General features: G+C 58.9%; 16 protein-coding genes. 11 read left to right on the top strand and 5 right to left on the bottom strand.

Going from position 1 to position 20,193, the window contains the following annotated elements:
• Window positions 1-43: 43 nt before the first annotated feature.
• The 6 genes from E3Z29_RS06740 to E3Z29_RS06715 all read left to right on the top strand — a co-directional run bounded on the left by E3Z29_RS06740 (window position 44) and on the right by E3Z29_RS06715 (window position 7,118).
• Window positions 44-1,465, top strand: coding sequence for an OprD family porin (locus tag E3Z29_RS06740; protein ID WP_134785428.1), 1,422 nt, complete (start codon window positions 44-46; stop codon window positions 1,463-1,465).
• 77 nt (window positions 1,466-1,542) lie between these two features.
• On the top strand, window positions 1,543-3,138 hold the full coding sequence (locus tag E3Z29_RS06735; protein ID WP_098967183.1) for an ABC transporter substrate-binding protein: 1,596 nt from the start codon (window positions 1,543-1,545) through the stop codon (window positions 3,136-3,138).
• A gap of 73 nt (window positions 3,139-3,211) precedes the next feature.
• Complete coding sequence (locus tag E3Z29_RS06730) at window positions 3,212-4,222, top strand: ABC transporter permease subunit (protein ID WP_007953665.1); 1,011 nt, start codon at window positions 3,212-3,214, stop codon at window positions 4,220-4,222.
• A gap of 10 nt (window positions 4,223-4,232) precedes the next feature.
• The gene (locus tag E3Z29_RS06725; protein ID WP_007966702.1) at window positions 4,233-5,159 is read left to right on the top strand and encodes an ABC transporter permease subunit; all 927 of its coding nucleotides are present in this window, start codon (window positions 4,233-4,235) and stop codon (window positions 5,157-5,159) included.
• A gap of 10 nt (window positions 5,160-5,169) precedes the next feature.
• A complete protein-coding gene (locus tag E3Z29_RS06720; RefSeq protein WP_134785427.1) occupies window positions 5,170-6,138 on the top strand; it encodes an ABC transporter ATP-binding protein in 969 nt (322 codons plus the stop codon).
• Window positions 6,138-7,118, top strand: coding sequence for a peptide ABC transporter ATP-binding protein (locus E3Z29_RS06715; protein WP_027610810.1), 981 nt, complete (start codon window positions 6,138-6,140; stop codon window positions 7,116-7,118). Before E3Z29_RS06720 ends, E3Z29_RS06715 begins: the two co-directional genes overlap by 1 nt.
• A 200-nt stretch (window positions 7,119-7,318) precedes the next feature.
• Here the strand turns inward: E3Z29_RS06715 and E3Z29_RS06710 are convergent, their stop codons facing one another.
• The 3 genes from E3Z29_RS06710 to E3Z29_RS06700 form a co-directional block, all read right to left on the bottom strand.
• A complete protein-coding gene (locus E3Z29_RS06710) occupies window positions 7,319-7,573 on the bottom strand; it encodes a hypothetical protein (protein WP_047291237.1) in 255 nt (84 codons plus the stop codon).
• 157 nt (window positions 7,574-7,730) lie between these two features.
• Complete coding sequence (locus E3Z29_RS06705) at window positions 7,731-8,960, bottom strand: MFS transporter (RefSeq protein ID WP_134785426.1); 1,230 nt, start codon at window positions 8,958-8,960, stop codon at window positions 7,731-7,733.
• 876 nt (window positions 8,961-9,836) lie between these two features.
• A complete protein-coding gene (locus E3Z29_RS06700) occupies window positions 9,837-11,420 on the bottom strand; it encodes a peptide chain release factor 3 (protein WP_027610807.1) in 1,584 nt (527 codons plus the stop codon).
• Between the two features lie 358 nt (window positions 11,421-11,778).
• On the opposite strand from E3Z29_RS06700, the gene E3Z29_RS06695 reads away from it, so the two are divergent.
• From E3Z29_RS06695 to E3Z29_RS06670, 5 genes are all read left to right on the top strand, one after another.
• Window positions 11,779-12,468, top strand: a complete 690-nt coding sequence (locus E3Z29_RS06695) for an ABC transporter permease (protein WP_171061924.1) — start codon at window positions 11,779-11,781, stop codon at window positions 12,466-12,468.
• Window positions 12,469-12,489: 21 nt separating this feature from the next.
• Window positions 12,490-13,383: a glycine betaine ABC transporter substrate-binding protein gene (locus tag E3Z29_RS06690; protein WP_041066880.1), complete on the top strand. Its 894-nt coding sequence runs from the start codon at window positions 12,490-12,492 to the stop codon at window positions 13,381-13,383.
• A gap of 12 nt (window positions 13,384-13,395) precedes the next feature.
• Window positions 13,396-14,049 (top strand): ABC transporter permease, encoded by a 654-nt coding sequence (locus E3Z29_RS06685; RefSeq protein ID WP_007965673.1) that lies wholly within the window; start codon window positions 13,396-13,398, stop codon window positions 14,047-14,049.
• Window positions 14,046-15,203 carry a betaine/proline/choline family ABC transporter ATP-binding protein gene (locus E3Z29_RS06680; RefSeq protein ID WP_003221591.1) on the top strand — a complete coding sequence of 386 codons (1,158 nt, stop codon included), beginning with the start codon at window positions 14,046-14,048 and terminating at the stop codon, window positions 15,201-15,203. Before E3Z29_RS06685 ends, E3Z29_RS06680 begins: the two co-directional genes overlap by 4 nt.
• Before the next feature lie 636 nt (window positions 15,204-15,839).
• Window positions 15,840-17,003 carry a type III PLP-dependent enzyme gene (locus E3Z29_RS06670; protein WP_039769212.1) on the top strand — a complete coding sequence of 388 codons (1,164 nt, stop codon included), beginning with the start codon at window positions 15,840-15,842 and terminating at the stop codon, window positions 17,001-17,003.
• Between the two features lie 47 nt (window positions 17,004-17,050).
• Here E3Z29_RS06670 and E3Z29_RS06665 read toward each other — a convergent pair whose 3' ends face one another.
• Window positions 17,051-17,929 (bottom strand): hypothetical protein, encoded by an 879-nt coding sequence (locus E3Z29_RS06665; RefSeq protein ID WP_134785424.1) that lies wholly within the window; start codon window positions 17,927-17,929, stop codon window positions 17,051-17,053.
• A gap of 47 nt (window positions 17,930-17,976) precedes the next feature.
• Window positions 17,977-20,193 carry an alpha-xenorhabdolysin family binary toxin subunit A gene (locus E3Z29_RS06660; protein ID WP_134785423.1) on the bottom strand — a complete coding sequence of 739 codons (2,217 nt, stop codon included), beginning with the start codon at window positions 20,191-20,193 and terminating at the stop codon, window positions 17,977-17,979.

Here is a 20,193-nt window from a genome sequence, read left to right as displayed (position 1 = left end):
CCCAAAAAAGCCGGCATAAAAAGAAAGTAAAGGAGCTTCACCCATGAAACTGAGCAGCACCGCGATACTGGCCTTGGCCATCAGCAGCATCACCGCTACGGCGTATGCAGAACCTGTCAGTCAGGAATTCGTACCGACCACTCTGGCCGGCAGCAGCGCCCAAAGCGAGGCCAAAGGTTTTGTCGATGGACAAAGTCTGGGCGGCACCACGCGTAACTGGTATGCCAACGAACTGCGTCGTCGCGACGACACTTTCAGCTACGTGAAAAACAGCGACAAGAATACTTCGCCAGTGGTCCGGACCAAGACCCCGCGCCGTATCAACTGGGTGCAGGGCACAATCGTCAACTACACCTCGGGCTTTACCCAAGGTACCGTTGGCGTCAGCACCGAGGTGGCGGCCTACAACGCCATCGCTCTCGACCGCGACCGCAAGGACATTGCTGGCGGCTCCAACCGCACCCTGGCGCACTCCGACGGCGACGCTGTCGACCAGTGGAGCAAACTGGGTCTGGCCAACGTCAAGTTCCGTGTTTCCAACACTACGCTGACCGCGGGTCGTCAGAATTTCAGCACCCCGATCGTCGACGTCATCGGCAACCGTCCGCTGCCTTCGAGCTTCGAAGGTATCAGCCTGCACAGCGAAGAATTCAACAACCTGTCGTTCGACCTGGCCGGTTTCGACCGCGTCTCGCCTCGTACCGAGCAGAGCCTGTCGAAATTCCGCAGTGAGTACAACGCCAACGGCGCGGAAACTGACAAGGTCTACACCGGCGGCGTGAACTACCAGCCGCTCAAGAGTCTGAAAACCAGCCTGTACGTAGCCAATGTCGAAGACTTCTGGAACCAGTACTACTTCGGCGCCACCCACGAACTGGGTGATAGCCAGGTACTGAGCCTGACCACCGGCCTGAACTACTACAAAACCGTCGACGAAGGCAAAAAGTTGATGGGCAACATCGACAACGACACCTACTCGCTGTCGTTCGGCCTGACCCACCAGGCGCACAGCCTGACCTTCTCGTACCAGCAAGTGAACGGTGACGAGTACTTCGACTACCTGCACGAAACCAACGGCATCTACCTGGCCAACTCCCTGCTGTCGGACTTCAACGGCCCGAACGAGAAATCCTTCCAGATCGCCTATGGCATCAACATGGCCGAATACGGCGTGCCAGGCCTGAAGTTCAACATCTACCAGGCTCGCGGCTGGGGCATCGACGGGACTCACTACACCGGTACTGCCTACACCGTCCCAGGTGACAAGCGCGGCGACCTGAGCCTGATGGACGGCGAAAGCCACTACGAATACGGCATCGGCGCCTCTTACGCCGTGCAGAGTGGCCCTCTGAAGGCCACCGCGATTCGCGCGACTTACACCACTCACCGCGCGAGCGAGCACCAGGCTGACGGCAACATCAACGAGTTCCGTCTCGTGACCACCATCCCGTTCAACATCCTGTAAAAACCGCCAACCGACGGCTGACTCATGACGAGTCGGCCGTTCGGTTTTTGTCTTCAACCGATTGCAGAGGGTTATCGATGAAAATGCTTCCCCTACGTGCGGCCGTCGCTGCCGCGTTGTTGAGCGCCGCCATCGGCGTCTCGGCCAAACCCTTGGTGGTCTGCACCGAAGCCAGCCCGGAAGGCTTCGACATGGTCCAGTACACAACTGCAGTCACTGCCGATGCGGTGGCCGAAACGATCTTCAACCGCCTGGCCGACTTCAAGCCCGGCACCACCGAAGTGATTCCGGCACTGGCCGAATCCTGGGACATCAGTGAAGACGGCCTGACCTACACGTTCCACCTGCGCAAAGGCGTCAAGTTTCACACCACCGAATACTTCAAGCCGACCCGCGACATGAACGCCGACGACGTGGTCTGGAGCTTCCAGCGTCAGCTGGACCCGAATCACCCGTGGCACAAACTGTCGAGCGTGGGCTTCCCGTACTTTGAAAGCATGGGCTTCAAGGAACTGCTCAAAAGCGTAGAGAAAGTCGACGACAACACGGTCAAGTTCACCCTGACCCGCCGCGAAGCGCCGTTCCTGGCCGACATCGCCATGGCGTTCTCCTCGATCTACCCGGCCGAATACGCCGACCAGTTGCTCAAGTCTGGCAAAACTGCCGACCTGAACAGCAAGCCGATCGGCACCGGTCCGTTTATCTTCCAGCGCTACGCCAAGGATGCGCAGGTGCGCTTCAAGGCCAACCCGGACTACTTCCGTGGCAAGGCCCCGGCTGACGCGCTGATCCTGGCGATTGCCACCGACAACAACGTGCGCCTGCAGAAGCTCAAGGCCAACGAGTGCCAGATCGCGCTGTATCCGAAACCGGATGACATCCCGAGCATCAAGAAAGACAGCAACCTGAAAGTCGACGAGATGGACGCGATGACCGTCTCGTACATCGCCATGAACACCCAGCACAAATACATGAGCGACGTGCGCGTGCGTAAGGCCATCGACATCGCGTTCGACAAGGAAGCCTACGTCAACGCGCTGTTCGGCAAAGGCAACGCCAGCGTGGCGGTCAACCCGTACCCGCCGACGCTGCTGGGCTACAACCACGACCTGAAGAACCCGCCACGCGATCTGGACAAGGCACGCGCCCTGCTCAAGGAAGCCGGGGTTCCGGAAGGCACCGTGTTTACCCTGTTTACCCGTAACGGTGGCGGCCCGACCAACCCGAACCCGATGCTGGGCGCGCAGATGATGCAGGCTGACCTGGCCAAGGTCGGAATCAAGATCGACATCCGCGTCATGGAATGGGGCGAAATGCTCAAACGCGCCAAGGCCGGCGAGCACGACATGGTGTCGGCCGGATGGGCGGGCGACAACGGCGACCCGGATAACTTCCTGACGCCTATGCTCAGTTGCGAAGCAGCCAAGAACGGCGAAAACTACGCGCGCTGGTGCAACGAGAAATTCCAGACCCTGCTCGACGAAGCACGGGCTAAAGTAGATCCGGCCGAACGCGCCAAACTCTACGAACAGGCCCAGGTGCTGTTTAATCAGGACCAACCGTGGATCAGCATGGCCCACACCCGGATGTTTACCGCAATGCGCAACAACGTAGAGGGTTATCACATCAGCCCTCTCACAACCAATAACTTCGCCACTACCCAGGTGAAGTAGATAAGAAACTCCCGGCCTCCCTGATCCCAGGGTCGCCGGGCACGCCTAACCGGCTGATGAGGTACCACACAAGATGTTTAGTTTTATTGCCCGCCGACTGGGGTTGTTGATCCCCACGTTTTTCGGCATCACCTTGCTGACTTTCGCGTTGATTCGCATGATTCCGGGCGACCCCGTGGAAGTGATGATGGGCGAACGTCGGGTCGACCCCGAAATGCACGCTCAGGCAATGGAACGCCTAGGTCTGAACAAACCGCTGTATGCCCAGTACCTGGACTACATCGGCAAACTGGCCCACGGCGATCTCGGCGAATCCCTGCGTACGCGTGAGAGCGTATGGACCGAGTTCACCTCCCTCTTCCCGGCGACCCTGGAACTGTCCATGGCCGCCCTGCTGTTTGCCGGCATCCTGGGCCTGCTGGCCGGGGTGATCGCGGCGCTCAAGCGAGGATCCCTGTTCGACCACGGGGTGATGGGCATCTCCCTGGCGGGGTATTCGATGCCGATCTTCTGGTGGGGCCTGATCCTGATCATGTTCTTCTCGGTGAGCCTGGGCTGGACCCCGGTTTCCGGGCGGATTGACCTGCTCTACGACATCGAGCCGCGCACCGGTTTCATGCTGATCGACACGCTGCTGGCCGATGACATGGGCGCATTCCTCGACGCCCTGCATCACCTGATCCTGCCGGCCATCGTGCTCGGCACCATTCCGCTGGCGGTGATCGCGCGGATGACCCGTTCGTCGATGCTCGAAGTGCTGCGTGAAGACTACATCCGTACCGCCAAGGCCAAAGGCCTGTCGCCCTCGCGCGTGGTGTTCGTCCACGGCCTGCGCAACGCGCTGATTCCGGTGCTGACCGTGGTCGGCCTGCAAGTCGGCACCCTGCTGGCCGGTGCAGTCCTGACCGAAACCATTTTCTCCTGGCCCGGCATCGGTAAATGGCTGATCGAAGCCATCGGCGCCCGGGACTACCCGGTTGTGCAAAACGGCATCCTGTTAATCGCCTGCCTGGTGATTCTGGTCAACTTCGTAGTGGACATCCTCTACGGCTTTGCCAACCCACGCATCCGTCATCAGCGCTGAGGTCCATACCATGAGCACTCCAACATCCTCAGTAGCCACTTCCGCTCCAAACGCGGATCAAAGCCTGCTGTACCCGTCACCGTACAAAGAATTCTGGCAAGCCTTCTCCAAGAACAAGGGCGCGGTTGCCGGCCTGCTGTTCATGCTGCTGGTGATTTTCTGCGCGATCTTCGCGCCGTGGGTCGCCCCGCATAACCCGAGCGAGCAATACCGGGACTTCCTGCTGACGCCACCGGCGTGGCTCGAAGGCGGGCAGATGCAATTCCTGCTCGGCACCGATGAACTGGGTCGCGACCTGCTGTCACGGCTGATCCAGGGTTCGCGCCTGTCGCTGCTGATCGGTCTGTCGTCGGTGGTGATGTCGCTGATCCCGGGGATCCTGCTGGGTCTGTTCGCCGGTTTCTTCCCGAAAATGATCGGCCCGACCATCATGCGTCTGATGGACATCATGCTGGCCCTGCCGTCCCTGCTGCTGGCTGTGGCGATCGTCGCCATCCTCGGCCCTGGCCTGATCAACACCGTGATCGCCATTGCTGTGGTATCGCTGCCGTCCTATGTGCGTCTGACCCGCGCGGCCGTGATGGGCGAACTGAACCGCGACTACGTGACCGCCGCGCGCCTGGCCGGTGCCGGTCTGCCACGTCTGATGTTCATCACCGTGCTGCCGAACTGCATGGCGCCGCTGATCGTGCAGGCCACCCTGAGCTTCTCCTCGGCGATTCTCGATGCCGCCGCCCTGGGCTTCCTCGGCCTTGGCGTACAACCGCCAACCCCTGAGTGGGGCACCATGCTGGCCTCGGCCCGCGACTACATCGAACGCGCCTGGTGGGTCGTGAGTCTGCCTGGTTTGACCATTTTGCTCAGCGTGCTGGCAATCAACTTGATGGGCGACGGTCTGCGCGATGCGCTGGACCCGAAACTCAAGAACGCCGCCTGAGGAGATTCCCATGTCACTGTTAGAAATCAAGAATCTCAACGTTCGCTTCGGCGACAAAACCGCGACACCCGTTGTCGATGGCCTCGACCTGAAAGTCGACAAAGGCGAAGTCCTGGCCATCGTTGGCGAATCGGGTTCGGGTAAATCCGTGACCATGATGGCGCTGATGGGCCTGATCGAGCATCCCGGCATCGTCACCGCCGACTCGCTCAGCTTTGACGGCAAAGACATGCTCAAGCTGAGCAATCGCCAGCGTCGGCAAATCGTCGGCAAAGACCTGTCGATGGTGTTCCAGGACCCGATGACCGCGCTCAACCCGAGCTACACCGTCGGTTTCCAGATCGAAGAAGTGCTGCGCCTGCACCTGAAAATGTCCGGCAAGCAGGCGCGCAAACGCGCCATCGAACTGCTGGAAAAAGTGGAGATCCCGGGCGCCGCCAGCCGTATGGACGCCTACCCGCACCAACTGTCTGGCGGTATGAGTCAGCGTGTCGCGATTGCCATGGCGATTGCCGGCGAGCCGAAACTGCTGATCGCCGACGAACCGACCACGGCACTCGACGTAACCATTCAGGCACAGATCATGGATCTGCTGCTGGCGTTGCAGAAAGAACAGAACATGGGCCTGGTGCTGATCACTCACGACCTCGCGGTTGTGGCCGAAACCGCCCAGCGCGTGTGCGTGATGTACGCCGGCCAGGCTGTTGAAGTCGGTCAGGTGCCGCAACTGTTCGACATCCCGGCGCACCCGTACAGCGAAGCGCTGCTCAAGGCGATTCCGGAACACAGCCAGGGCGCCGAGCGTCTGGCGACACTGCCGGGCATCGTCCCGGGCCGTTATGACCGCCCGCAGGGTTGCCTGCTGTCGCCGCGCTGCCCGTACGTGCAGGACACCTGCCGCGCGCAGCGTCCGGCCCTTGATCCGAAAAGCAACAGCCTCGCGCGCTGCTTCTTCCCGCTGAACCAGGAGGTGGCGTAATGGCCGTCGTACTTACCGCCCGCGACCTGACCCGTCACTACGAAGTATCCCGTGGCCTGTTCAAGGGGCACGCCACCGTACGCGCGCTCAACGGCGTGTCGTTCGAACTGGAAGCCGGCAAGACCCTCGCCGTAGTCGGCGAATCGGGCTGCGGCAAATCCACCCTCGCCCGCGCCCTGACCCTGATTGAAGAGCCGTCGTCCGGTTCGTTGAAAATCGCCGGCCAGGAAGTGGCTGGCGCCGACAAGGCCCAGCGCAAACAACTGCGCAAAGACGTGCAGATGGTATTCCAGAGCCCGTACGCGTCGTTGAACCCACGGCAGAAAGTCGGTGACCAACTCGGCGAGCCGCTGCTGATCAACACCAACCTGTCCGCCGCTGAACGCCGCGAAAAAGTCCAGGCGATGATGAAGCAGGTCGGCTTGCGTCCCGAGCACTACCAGCGCTATCCGCACATGTTCTCCGGCGGTCAGCGCCAGCGGATCGCTCTCGCCCGGGCGATGATGCTGCAACCGAAAGTGCTGGTGGCGGATGAGCCTACCTCGGCACTGGACGTGTCGATTCAGGCCCAGGTGCTGAACCTGTTCATGGATCTGCAGCAAGAGTTCAACACGGCGTACGTGTTCATCTCGCACAACCTGGCGGTGGTGCAACATGTGGCCGATGACGTGATGGTGATGTACCTCGGTCGCCCGGTGGAAATGGGCCCGAAAGACGCTATCTACGAACGTCCGCTGCACCCGTACACCCAGGCGTTGCTGTCGGCGACCCCGACCATTCACCCGGACCCGAACAAGCCGAAAATCAAGATCGTCGGCGAATTGCCCAACCCGCTGAACCCGCCACCGGGTTGCGCGTTCCACAAGCGCTGCCCGTACGCGACCGAGCGTTGCAGCACTGAAGAGCCGTTGTTGCGTGAATTGGATAATCGCCAGGTGGCCTGCCACTACGCCGAGCAATTTCTCGACGGCGCCGCCTGATTAACGGCGGACGAAATTGTGGGAGCGGGCTTGCTCGCGAATGCGGTGTGACAGTCACTGATAATGGTGACTGACTCACCGCTTTCGAGAGCAAGCCTCCTCCCACAGGGAACTTGAGTTGTCGCTAAAGCGTTAACCAAACCCCTTCTCCCCCGATTGCGCATCAGTCGGGGAAGAAGGGGTTTTCTTTTGCCGGCGATTTACGACTGGCTGTCGCCTTCGTCATCGTCGGTGTCCGGCTCATCAGTGGTCGAGTCGTCATCATCCTTGCTGCCGCCCTGATCCTGATCGCCCGGTTCGGATTCAGACTTGGCCAGCATGACCACACCGGCTTGTCCGTGGGCTGCGTTAAACCCCTGTGATGGTGTGGCAGAACTTGCCCACGCCGCCGTAGTGCCAAGCGTCAACATCACCAAAACCTTAAGCAACAGCACAATGCGTTGAAAAATGCTCATAGCCATTTCCATCCTTTCGTGGTTGAAGCCTGGGGTGCCGATCCGGCGCTGAATGAAATCTAGTTCCGATCAGTCCCGTTCACCAGATAGGACGCTGACCAACCCCGGGAAATGCCCCGGTACGGCAGATCACTTGTGAATAACCGCTATAACCGAATCAGCTAAGCGAGGCCGTGCGTTTGCTGGTGGCCAGCGCCTTGTCTTGGGTCGATGAGCGCGTCGCCAGGCAGATCAGCGGCAAGGTCAACAACGCCAGTGTCGCGCTTGCAAGCCATACACTGTGGCCGCCGAAGCGACCATACAACTGACCACTCAACACCGGCGACAGCAATGCACTGGCGCTCCAGCTCATGAAAAACAGGCCGAAATACTGGCCGCTTTTGCCGCCCTGCGCATGCCGCATGACCAGCACATTCATCGGCGGCATGAAAAAAGCTTCACCCAACGTCCAGATCACCGTCGACAAACACACGTAAAACAGCCCCGAACCAAACGGCAACATTCCCAACCCGACCGCCAGCAACACACAACCCGCCAGCAATTGCCGACGCAAGCCCCAGCGCTCGCCCCAATGCGTCAGTGGTATCTGCAGCGCCACCACCAGCATCGCGTTAAGCCCGAACTGCCAGCCGATGGCCTCGGTGCTCAAGTGGTAGTAGTCGCGCAGATAGTTGCCCAGCGTGCTGTAGACCGTATCGAACGCCATCCCCAGCAACACCGCCGCACCGAGCAGCCAGAGGAACGCCGCGTCGCGCAACGGTGTGCCAGTGCCAGCCTCGGTCACCTCATCGGGCTCGAGCACCTCACGGTGCCAGGTAGTGCGCACAAACCACAGCAACGCCAGCAACGTCATCGCCGCACTGACAAAAAACACCCAACGGAAATCCGTCTGCGCCAACACCCCGCCCGCCACACCCGCGGCGGCCATGCCAAGGTTACGCGCCACCCGGCTCAAGGCCTGCGCGCGCGAGCGTTGAGAGACTTCGCAGTACTCCATGATCAGGCGTTGGTGCAGGGTGCGAATGGCCCCATCGATCGTCCCGCTGAGCAACAGCAATGCCGCAAGCAACGGCACTTGCGAGACCAGCCCCAGCAGGATCAACACCCACACCGAAACAAAGAACAACCCCGCCGTCAGCCGCGCCGTACGCACATGGTCACTGAGCAAACCACCCAGCATCGAACCGACCAACAACCCGGCACCATAGGCCGACAGCAACCAGCCGACGGTTTCAATCGCCAGCCCCAGCTCCTGACGCAGATACAGCGCCATGAACAACTTGACCATGCTGCTCAGACGATTGATGAACAGCAACGCCGCAAGCACCCAGGCCATCAGACTGAAATAGCCATTGGGGCGCAGCAGATGGATGAGGTTGCGCGTCATTCCATTGACCTCTCAAAGCGACTGGCGTGACCTGGAACACTAACGTCCAGCGCGCCGGTTGTCGCGTTCAAGAACCTTGAGATCTCAAAATACGGATTCGTCCTACAGTCCCTGCAAGGAGCTTCCTTCAGTCGCTCAATTGGATAGAGAAACTGGTCGGCTGTCAGGCCGCCATCGCCAGCAGGCTGGCTCCTACAGTGGGAATGGGTGCGGTCAGCTGGAGACTGGTCGGCTGTCAGGCAGCCTTCGCGAGCAAGCCCGCTCCCACAGGTTGAAACCGGTGTATTCAGGTAGAGATTGGTCGGCTGTCAGGCAGCCTTCGCGAGCAAGCCCGCTCCCACAGGTTGAACCCGGTGTATTCAGGTAGAAATTGGTCGGCTATCAGGCCGCCATCGCTGGCAAGCCAGCTCCCACAGAAAAAGCTAAAGCCAGGCGCATGCTTTTCACCACTCAAATGGCCGAGTGTCAGCTCGCCGAAAGCTTTTGATCTTGATCCACGGGCGACGTCGGAAGGCTGAGTGGAGGGATTGATCCGGGGGTGGGAGCGCAGCGACCGTTTGGCGAAGCCAAACACAGCGAGAGGAGGTGCAGCGAAGCAAACCGTAGGCGCTGCGCCCGGATCAGTCCCGCAACGAAGGGACCCCGAGCCCCAGCGAGCGGGCCGAACGCAGGAGCAAGCGTTTTTGGTTACTTTTGAGGCGTTTGTCAAAAGTGACCCGCCGTAAGGGCGGAACCCTAATCCGCCATCACCTAAAAAACGGATATGTACACAAAAAAACCAAGAACCTGGTCGGCCCAAAGGCCGCCAAGACCAAAGCCCCAAAAAAAGCCCCCAAGGCCTACACCTCAGGGGCTCCAGACAACCCAGCTCAGCGCTTAGTGATGCTCACGCGTCGCACGGAATTTCACATCCGGCCACCGCTCTTCCATCAACGCCAGGTTAACCCGCGTCGGCGCCAGGTAGGTCAGGTGCCCACCGCCATCCAGTGCGAGGTTCTCCACCGCCTTGTTGGAAAACTCCTCAAGCTTCTTCTTGTCGCTGCATTCGATCCAGCGCGCGGAGTAAACAGTGATCGGCTCATACGAGCACTCAACCTTGTATTCCTCCTTCAAACGACTGGCGACCACATCAAACTGCAGCACACCCACGGCGCCAAGAATGATGTCGTTGCTGCGCTCCGGGAAGAACACCTGGGTCGCGCCTTCTTCGGCCAACTGCTGCAGACCCTGACGCAACTGCTTGGACTTCAGCGGATCACGCAGACGCACACGACGGAACAGCTCCGGGGCGAAGTGCGGGATACCGGTGAAACCGAGGACTTCACCTTCGCTGAAGGTGTCGCCGATCTGGATCGTGCCGTGGTTATGCAGACCGATGATGTCGCCGGCGTACGCCTCTTCCAGCTGTTCACGCTCGGAGGAGAAGAACGTCAGGGCGTCGCCGATGCGCACGTCCTTGCCGGTACGCACGTGGCGCATCTTCATGCCTTTCTCGTACTTGCCGGAGCAGATACGCATGAAGGCGATGCGGTCGCGGTGCTTCGGGTCCATGTTCGCCTGGATCTTGAAGATGAAGCCCGAGAACTTCTCTTCCACCGGCTCCACGGTACGTTCGTTGGCGACACGGGCCAGCGGACGCGGGGCCCAGTCAACTACAGCGTCGAGCACGTGATCAACACCGAAGTTGCCCAATGCCGTACCGAAGAACACCGGAGTCAGTTGACCGTCGAGGAACTCCTGCTGGTTGAACTCATGGCAGGCGCCCTGCACCAGTTCCAGCTGTTCGAGGAAGCGATCGTACTCGTCGCCCAAGTGCGCGCGCGCCTCGTCGGAGTCGAGCTTCTCGATGATCTTGGTTTCGGTGCGTTCGTGACCGTGACCGGCGGTGTAGACAATGATGTAGTCGTCGGCTAGGTGGTACACGCCCTTGAAGTCGCGGTAGCAACCGATCGGCCAGGTGATCGGCGCTGCCTTGATCTTCAGAACGGCTTCGATTTCGTCGAGCAGTTCGATCGGGTCGCGGATGTCACGGTCGAGTTTGTTGATGAAGCTGACGATCGGCGTGTCACGCAGACGGCAGACGTCCATCAGGGCGATGGTCCGTGGCTCAACACCTTTACCGCCGTCGAGGACCATCAATGCCGAGTCGACCGCCGTCAGGGTGCGGTAGGTGTCTTCGGAGAAGTCTTCGTGGCCCGGGGTGTCGAGCAGGTTGATCATGTGTTCGCGATACGGGAACTGCATGACCGACGTGGTAATGGAAATACCCCGCTGCTTCTCCATCTCCATCCAGTCGGATGTCGCATGGCGGTCGGATTTACGGGATTTCACCGTACCGGCCACTGCAATCGCCTTGCCCATCAACAGGAGCTTTTCGGTGATCGTGGTTTTACCGGCATCGGGGTGGGAAATAATGGCGAAAGTGCGGCGTTTCGCGACTTCGGCGGCCTGGTTGGTCATGGGAAATCGCCTGGCGGTGATTCAAAAAAGGGCCGCGATTATAGCCCAACTCGATGCAATAACCGAACCGTTGAGCACATTAAGGGTGGCCAAATGCTGCCCCAGATGGGAACCTTTTAAAGCACGGAGACGTCCATCCCCTGTTACGACATTTCGTCAGGGGCTGAAAAATCAGCAAGTTAGCCTGACGAGGCTGCGCTCATGGCTCGCTTTCAGACCGCTTGTTGCCGGTGCTGAAGGAGCTGCTTCTCGCGAACGTTTATTCCCGGCAGCCAAGGCTTGGCATGCCACACGGGAGAGCGTTCGCCGACTATAAAAAAGGAGTCCGCCTGTGGCTATCCGCTATGGCAAAGGGCTGATGGGAGGTGCGGTGGTTATCGCGCTCCTGGCCCTGCTGATCCACTGGATCGGCATCAACACGATCGAACACTACCGCGACGATTTGTTGTTTTACCTGCAAGCTCATCTGATTCTCGTCCTCGCTTCAATGCTGGCCGCCCTGGTCGTGGGCATCCCCGCCGGTATCTTCCTCAGTCGCCCGACCATGGTCGGCCGCGCTGAACGCTTCATGCAGATCTTCAATATCGGCAACACCGTACCACCGCTGGCCGTACTGGCGATTGCCCTGGGGGTTCTCGGCATCGGCAGTGGTCCGGCGATCTTCGCTCTGTTCCTCGCATCCCTGTTGCCGATTGTGCGCAACACCTACGAAGGCCTGAAAAACGTCCAGGGTTCGCTGAAAGAAGCCGCCGTCGGCATCGGCATGACTCCGCGCCAGGTGTTGTGGAAAGTCGAATTGCCCAACGCCGTGCCGATCATCATCGGTGGCGTGCGCGTGGCACTGGCGATCAACGTCGGCACCGCGCCGCTGGCCTTCCTGATCGGCGCCAACAGCCTCGGCAGCCTGATCTTCCCTGGCATCGCCCTGAACAATCAGCCGCAACTGCTGCTCGGCGCCGCGTGCACCGCGCTGCTGGCCCTGCTGCTCGATGGCGTGGTCACCCTCGCCAGCCGTCTCTGGCTGGAACGCGGTTTGCGCCCGTCTTAAGGCTCTTGCGAAGGAATATTTATGAAACGATTTAGCTTGATCTTGAGCTGCCTCCTGCTGTTTGCAGGATTGGCCCAAGCCGCCGAAAAACCAGTGATTCGCCTCGGCGCCCGGGTGTTCACCGAGCAGACCCTGCTCGCGGAAATCACCGCGCAATACCTGCGCAGCAAAGGCTACGACGCGCAGATCACCGGCGGTCTGGGCAGCAATCTCGCCCGCAGCGCCCACGAAAGCGGACAGCTGGACATGCTCTGGGAATACACCGGCGTGTCGCTGGTGGCCTACAACCATGTCACCGAGAAACTCGACAGCGAACAGTCCTACGCCCGGGTCAAAGAACTCGACGCGAAAAAAGGCCTGGTCTGGCTGACCCCGTCGAAATTCAGCAACACCTACGCCCTCGCCCTGCCGAAAAAAGTCGCCGAGGAGTACCCGCAGATCAACACCATCAGCGACCTGAACAAGGTTCTGCGTGATGAAGCCAAGACCAATCACCTGGTGGCGCTGGACACCGAGTTCGCCAACCGCTCCGACGGTCTGGACGGCATGGTCAAGCTCTACGACATGAACCTGACCCGCAAGAACATCCGCCAGATGGACGCCGGGCTGGTCTACACCGCGCTGCGCAATGGCCAGGTGTTTGCCGGTCTGGTCTACACCACCGACGGCCGCCTCAACGCCTTCGGCTTGAAGCTGCTGGAAGACGACAAGCATTACTTCCCCGACTACACCGCCGCGCCGGTGGTGCGTCAGGCCTACCTCGATGCACACCCGCAACTGGCCGAGCAACTCAAGCCGCTGGCGCAACTGTTCGACGACGAAACCATGCGCCAACTCAACGCGCGGGTCGATGTCGATCACGAAAGCCCATCGAAAGTGGCCGCGGATTTCCTGCGCCAGCACCCACTCAACTAAGGAGGAAAAGTCATGGAATTTCTCAACGCCTTTTCCCACCTCGACTGGCAGCAGGTGATGCACCTGACCTGGCAGCACATCACCCTGGTCGGCATCGCGGTAACGCTGGCGATTCTCATCGGTGTGCCGCTGGGCATTCTGATGACGCGCTTCCCGAGCCTCGCCGGTCCCTTGCAGGCCAGCGCCACGGTGCTGCTGACCGTGCCGTCGATTGCCCTGTTCGGCCTGCTGCTGCCGTTCTACTCCAAATTCGGCCAGGGCCTGGGGCCGATGCCGGCGATCACCGCAGTGTTCCTCTATTCGCTGCTACCGATCATGCGCAACACCTATCTCGCCCTGACCGGCGTCGAGCCGGGCATTCGTGAAGCTGCACGCGGCATCGGCATGACCTTCGGCCAGCGCCTGCGCATGGTCGAATTGCCGATTGCGGTGCCGGTGATCCTCGCCGGGGTGCGCACCGCGGTGGTGATGAACATCGGCGTGATGACCATCGCCGCGACCATCGGCGCCGGTGGCCTTGGCGTGCTGATCCTCGCCTCCATCAGCCGCAGCGACATGTCGATGCTGATCGTCGGCGCGCTGCTGGTCAGTCTTCTGGCGATCTTCGCCGACCTTCTCCTGCAGTGGCTGCAACGTACGCTGACTCCAAAAGGACTCCTCAAATGATCGAACTTCAAAACCTCAGCAAGACCTTCCAGAGCAACGGCAAAGATGTCAAAGCCGTGGACTCGGTGAGCCTGACCGTCAATGAAGGCGAAATCTGTGTGTTCCTCGGGCCATCGGGTTGCGGCAAAAGCACCACGCTGAAAATGATCAACCGCCTGATCAAGCCGACCTCGGGCAAGATCCTGATCAACGGCGAAGACACCACCGACCTCGACGAAGTGACCCTGCGCCGCAACATCGGCTACGTGATCCAGCAGATCGGCCTGTTCCCGAACATGACCATCGAAGAGAACATCGTCGTGGTGCCGAAACTGCTCGGCTGGGACAAACAGAAATGCCACGACCGCGCTCGCGAACTGATGAGCATGATCAAACTGGAACCCAAGCAGTATCTGCATCGCTATCCGCGTGAACTGTCCGGCGGCCAGCAACAGCGCATCGGCGTGATCCGCGCACTGGCGGCGGATGCGCCGCTGTTGCTGATGGACGAGCCGTTTGGTGCGGTCGACCCGATCAACCGCGAGATGATCCAGAACGAGTTCTTCGAGATGCAGCGGGCGCTGAACAAGACCGTGATCATGGTCAGCCACGACATCGACGAAGCGATCAAACTCGGCGACAAGATCGCGATTTTCCGCGCCGGCAAACTGCTGCAGATCGACCATCCGGACACGCTGCTCGCGCACCCGGCGGACGACTTTGTCAGCAATTTCGTCGGCCAGGACAGCACCCTCAAACGCCTGCTGCTGGTGAAGGCCGAAGACGCCGCCGACAATGCGCCTTCGGTCAGCCCGGAAACCCCGGTGGCCGATGCGCTGGAGTTGATGGACGAGCATGACCGCCGCTACGTGGTGGTCACCTGTGCCGAGAACAAGGCGCTGGGCTATGTGCGTCGTCGCGACCTGCACCGCCAGACCGGCACCTGCGCGCAGTATCTGCGTGAGTTCAACGCCACCGCGGCGTACGACGAACATCTGCGCATCCTGTTGTCGCGCATGTACGAATTCAACCGTTCGTGGCTGCCGGTGATGGATGCCGAGCGGGTGTTCCTCGGTGAGGTGACGCAGGAGTCGATCGCAGCCTATCTGAGCTCGGGGCGTTCGCGCGGGATGAAGACCAATATCGTCTCGCCGGCTGAGGCTGTGGTCGCGTAAAAACACCTGACCTGTGGGAGCGAGCCTGCTCGCGAATGCGCAATAACAGGCAACAATGATGTTGGCTGTGAAAATGTCTTCGCGAGCAGGCTCGCTCCCACAGGATTCGCGCAATCTTTGGGCGCATTCACAGGGCGGAAAAGAATCTCAACAGCAATGTCCGCAGCACCTCTGCAAACACCCGCTCCCAAACGGCCAAAATCCCCCTCACATCCACCTCTCGCCGCCAACGTCGCCGATGTTGCGCCGATCACACTTCCCGGCTAATTAGCCGACAAAAGCCGCGAACGTGCAGGTATTTTTAACACATGAAAATTCCCCGGGAACATCTGTCCGTCATCTGGGTCGGCTACAAAGAGTGATATCCGCGACGTACGTCAGAAGCGTGCAAAAACGCGACATTTTTAGTTGATCTCACGCCCCTCACGCCCTAAAGTTCGCGCCGAACGTCCATGCTGGAAACGATCCATCCGGCTCAAGTACTGACGACGAGACAGCAAGGCCAAGGGCAGATACGCCCGTGGCCTTTTTGCTTTCGGCGACATGCCTTGGGAAGTAGGCGAACCAAAGTGGGGATACGGAGGACGTTCATTTACACCCATGTTTTTACCCGTTTGCCCATAGGAGCACTCCAGCATGTCGATCCAGGTCGAAGACTATTTCGCGCGCGAAACCTTTCAGAAAATGAAGGCGTTCGCCGACAAACAGGAAACCCCGTTCGTGGTGATCGACACCGCGATGATCGCCCAGGCCTACGATGACCTGCGCGCCGGTTTCGAATTCGCCAAGGTCTACTACGCGGTCAAGGCCAACCCGGCTGTCGAGATCATCGACCTGCTCAAAGAGAAAGGCTCGAGCTTCGACATCGCCTCCATCTATGAGCTGGACAAAGTGCTGAGCCGTGGCGTCAGCCCGGACCAGATCAGCTACGGCAACACCATCAAAAAGTCCAAGGACATCCGCTACTTCTACGAGAAGGGTGTGCGCCTGTTCGCCACCGACTCCGAAGCCGACCTGCGCAACATTGCCAAGGCTGCGCCGGGTGCGAAAGTCTATGTGCGCATCCTCACCGAAGGCTCGACCACCGCTGACTGGCCACTGTCGCGCAAGTTCGGCTGCCAGACCGACATGGCCATGGACCTGCTGATCCTCGCCCGCGACCTGGGCCTGGTGCCGTACGGCATCTCGTTCCACGTCGGTTCGCAACAGCGCGACATCAGTGTCTGGGACGCGGCGATCGCCAAGGTCAAAGTGATCTTCGAGCGCCTGAAAGAAGAAGACGGCATTCATCTGAAGCTGATCAACATGGGCGGTGGCTTCCCGGCCAACTACATCACCCGCACCAATAGCCTGGAAACCTACGCCGAAGAAATCATCCGCTTCCTGAAGGAAGACTTCGGCGATGACCTGCCGGAAATCATTCTGGAGCCGGGCCGTTCGTTGATTGCCAACGCCGGCATTCTCGTCAGCGAAGTCGTGCTGGTTGCACGTAAATCCCGCACCGCCGTTGAGCGTTGGGTGTATACCGATGTGGGTAAATTCTCCGGCCTGATCGAAACCATGGACGAGGCGATCAAGTTCCCGATCTGGACCGAGAAGAAAGGCGAGATGGAAGAAGTGGTCATCGCCGGCCCAACCTGCGACAGCGCCGACATCATGTACGAAAACTACAAGTACGGTCTGCCGCTGAACCTGGCCATCGGTGATCGTCTGTACTGGCTGTCGACCGGTGCCTACACCACCAGCTACAGCGCCGTCGAATTCAATGGCTTCCCGCCGCTGAAATCGTTCTACGTGTAATACGTAGCGATTGAGAAAAAGGCCCATGAGCAATCATGGGCCTTTTTTTATGGGCGCAGCCACGCCTCAAGATGATCGAGCATTGCCATGCACTCATTGGCGCTCTCGGTCATCGCGGCGAGTTTGAAATTCAGCTCACTCAGTTTCACCGCAGACTTCGCCTGCAAGAGTTGATTGCACACGTTGTCGAGGCGCTGATAAAGCGCTTCGATGAATAGCCCCACCTGCGTATTCAGCGACACGACTCCATTGAATAACGCCGCGATATCAGCCTGGTATTCAGCCGCCCTGATGGCCGGATCAGTCGATGCATAAGCCAGATCCCAGACAGGCGTCGTCAATGAATCGCCAAACAACCCTTCGGCAACGGTTGGCGTCGCATGACACAGACAGGAGCGGTGATCCATAGCGCTGAGAAACACTGACTTCAAGCCAAATGACTCGTCGTACACTTCCACGACCGTGTATTTCAGCTGCCGTATCTCGGCCTGCAGCGCATAGAAACGCAGTGCCAGTTCGTGGATCAGGTCAGGCACATCCTCTGCTGGGAACAACTGCCAGCTGGTCGACCGCGAAAGGCTGAACAGCCGAAAGTCCACCTGGCTGACAGGCTCGTGTCTGGAGGTGTTGCCTGTGATATCCAGGGCTTCGCGGGTAAACACTTGCAGATCCCCTAGATACCCTGCGCCAAGACGCCTCGACGCTTCGGTACGCGCCCAGAAATCCTGCAGATAGCGCTGATTGAACCGGGCGTTCTCCAGACGCGAGTCTTTGGCCAGGACGGCCAATTGATGCCCTGCCTTTCTCCGGCGCTCGAAGACCAGCGGTATCGCATTGAATGTCGTCGGCAAGGTGCCGAGAAATCGCCCGTAACGGTCCAGTACACGCCGTTGCATCGCTGAAAATTCATAAGCCAAAGCATTCATGCCGTTTCAGGAAAGGCAGGCTAGTCGCCCACCTTTCCAGCTCCTTGTTATTGATGAATGCTCTGTAGATGCCGGACGACTTCGGCGACTCGATCAATCGCTGCTTGCGCCCGGGTTTCAACGGGAAGCGCAGTGTTCTGTCTGAAATCATTGGCGAAGCGGGTAAAGTCATCGATCAGAACGCTGAACTCTCCAGCGTAAGCCGCACGGCCGTCGTCCAGTTGATCCAGGGTTTCGACCAGCTCAATCCGGCCTTCAATGCGCGCGAGGTCTTTGCTGTATTTGTTGATCTGTGTGCGCAGATCACCTGCCTGTTCATTCAGCCGGTTGTACGCTGCCAGCATATTGAGAAAGGAAACGGCCTCGCCAATGCCGGAAATCAGTTTCTTCAGCGTCTCGATAGCCAGCAGGGCAACCTGCACCTGAGGTGGCGCCAGTCCCAATGCCTTGAGGCTTTCCAGAGACAACTGCGCTTGTTCGCCAATTTTCTCGATGCCAGCCTTGGCGATCAGATCAATACCCTCGGAAACAGACTTCATTTCGGTCGTCAGGTCTGCGAGTTTTTTGTCGGATCTGGCCTTGAGCTCGATCGTGGTGACACGCTCGGCCTTGAGCGTCACGATCCACTCGGCCGAGGCGCTGCGATCGTAATAAGCGCTGATGCTCTTGTGCACAGCTTTCAGATCTTCGTTCTGCACCGCCACCTTGTTGAAGATATTCTTCAGCTCGACCTCCATATCCTCGCGAACTTCGTCCGCGTCGTCCGGATACTCCAGCTCAGCTTGATAGCTGCGCAGTTTTTTATCGGCGCGTTCCAGGTAAATGCTGGTGGCCTGTGCCTGACTCCGCAGATCGTAGGTGGCCTTGTTGATGGCGAGCGCCAGATTGTTCATGGCCCCGACAGTTCCAGGCATGTAATCGAATTGCTCGAAGAGCATCTGAGCCGTGGTATTAAGACCCTGCACACCCGCATTATGCTCACGCAGGCGGGGCATGTTGAATGCGGGTACAGCCGAACTAACCGATAGCAAAGACATCATTGACCCACTCCGAACAACCAGCCCACTTCTTTCATATTCCCTGTCAGCCTCTTCAAACACTTTCAGCAACTGATCAGAGCTGACTTTTATCTGCTCCCAGGGATCGATGATACTCAGTAATTGAATCTTGAAACGGCGTAGCGAAGTCGCTTCGAAAATACCGTCAACTTCCTTGAACGACGCCTCGACGTAATCACTGAGGGCATTCCATACCAGCATCAGGTTCTGAGTCGCGACCTCGGCTTCAATCGCCACGTAACTCAAATTCTGCAAATCATCTCGAACCTTGTTCAACGAACTCAGCGTCTGGTTCTTGCTTGCCATACTCTGGTTATCGACCTGCTGCAGTTGCTTCAGGCGATTACGTTCAGAGCGGATTTTCTCGGCCTTGACGCCTTGGTAAATGCCAAGAATCAATCCGCCAATATTCAGGGTGGCCGCCGACTTGATCGCTTCCTGCACCAGTTGATCGTACTGTTTGTTCAGTTCATCAATTTCTTTTGCGCGCTGATCAATGACTTCCTGCAGCGCCTTGGTATCGTTCTGATAAGTGTTCCTGGAGACGAACTGCAGTCGCAAGGCAATTTCCGGCAGCACCTTTTCACGCATATCGGCGCCAAAACTGTCCAGCAGGGCCCGAACGCGCTCGGCTTCCTGATGACAATGCGCAACTTTAGCCAACAGGTCATTGAGATACGCCTTGATATCCAGGATATCTTCCGAAGACAGGTCAAGATCAGGCAGACCCGGAATCTGCCGTTGCAGATTCAGGTATTCCTCAGGCGTATTGATGTTGTGCTCTTCGAGATACCTCGAGGCCTTGAGATCCTCATACACTTCAACAATGGCGTTACCCGTGCGGATAATACTGCCAGCAAAGATTCTCAGATCGTTACCGGTCAACATGATCTTTTCGCGCAATGGCGACCAGCGTTTGGCGTGATCATAGGTCATGCTGAAGGTGCGCAGGAAATCTCCCGCTTTCAGGCCCACGCCGCCTTCATCACCCGCACCATAGTTCAGATAGGCAATAACATCTTGCAACCGGACGGGCAGCGAGAGGCCGAGAACTTCATACTTCCTTAGACTGATAATTTGCTCTTTGGTCATTTGCAAACCGGTACCGCGGTTATACCCCTCACCCACACCCAGCGAAGCATTTACAAATGCCAGAGGCGCTTTCGCGGCGGCCTCGACCACCTTGTCATTTAACTTGAGTTCCAT

Origin of the sequence: Pseudomonas sp. S150, from assembly GCF_004526365.1 — a bacterium.
GTDB classification, from domain to species: domain Bacteria; phylum Pseudomonadota; class Gammaproteobacteria; order Pseudomonadales; family Pseudomonadaceae; genus Aquipseudomonas; species Aquipseudomonas putida_A.
This window is presented reverse-complemented; position numbering and strand designations above follow the sequence as displayed.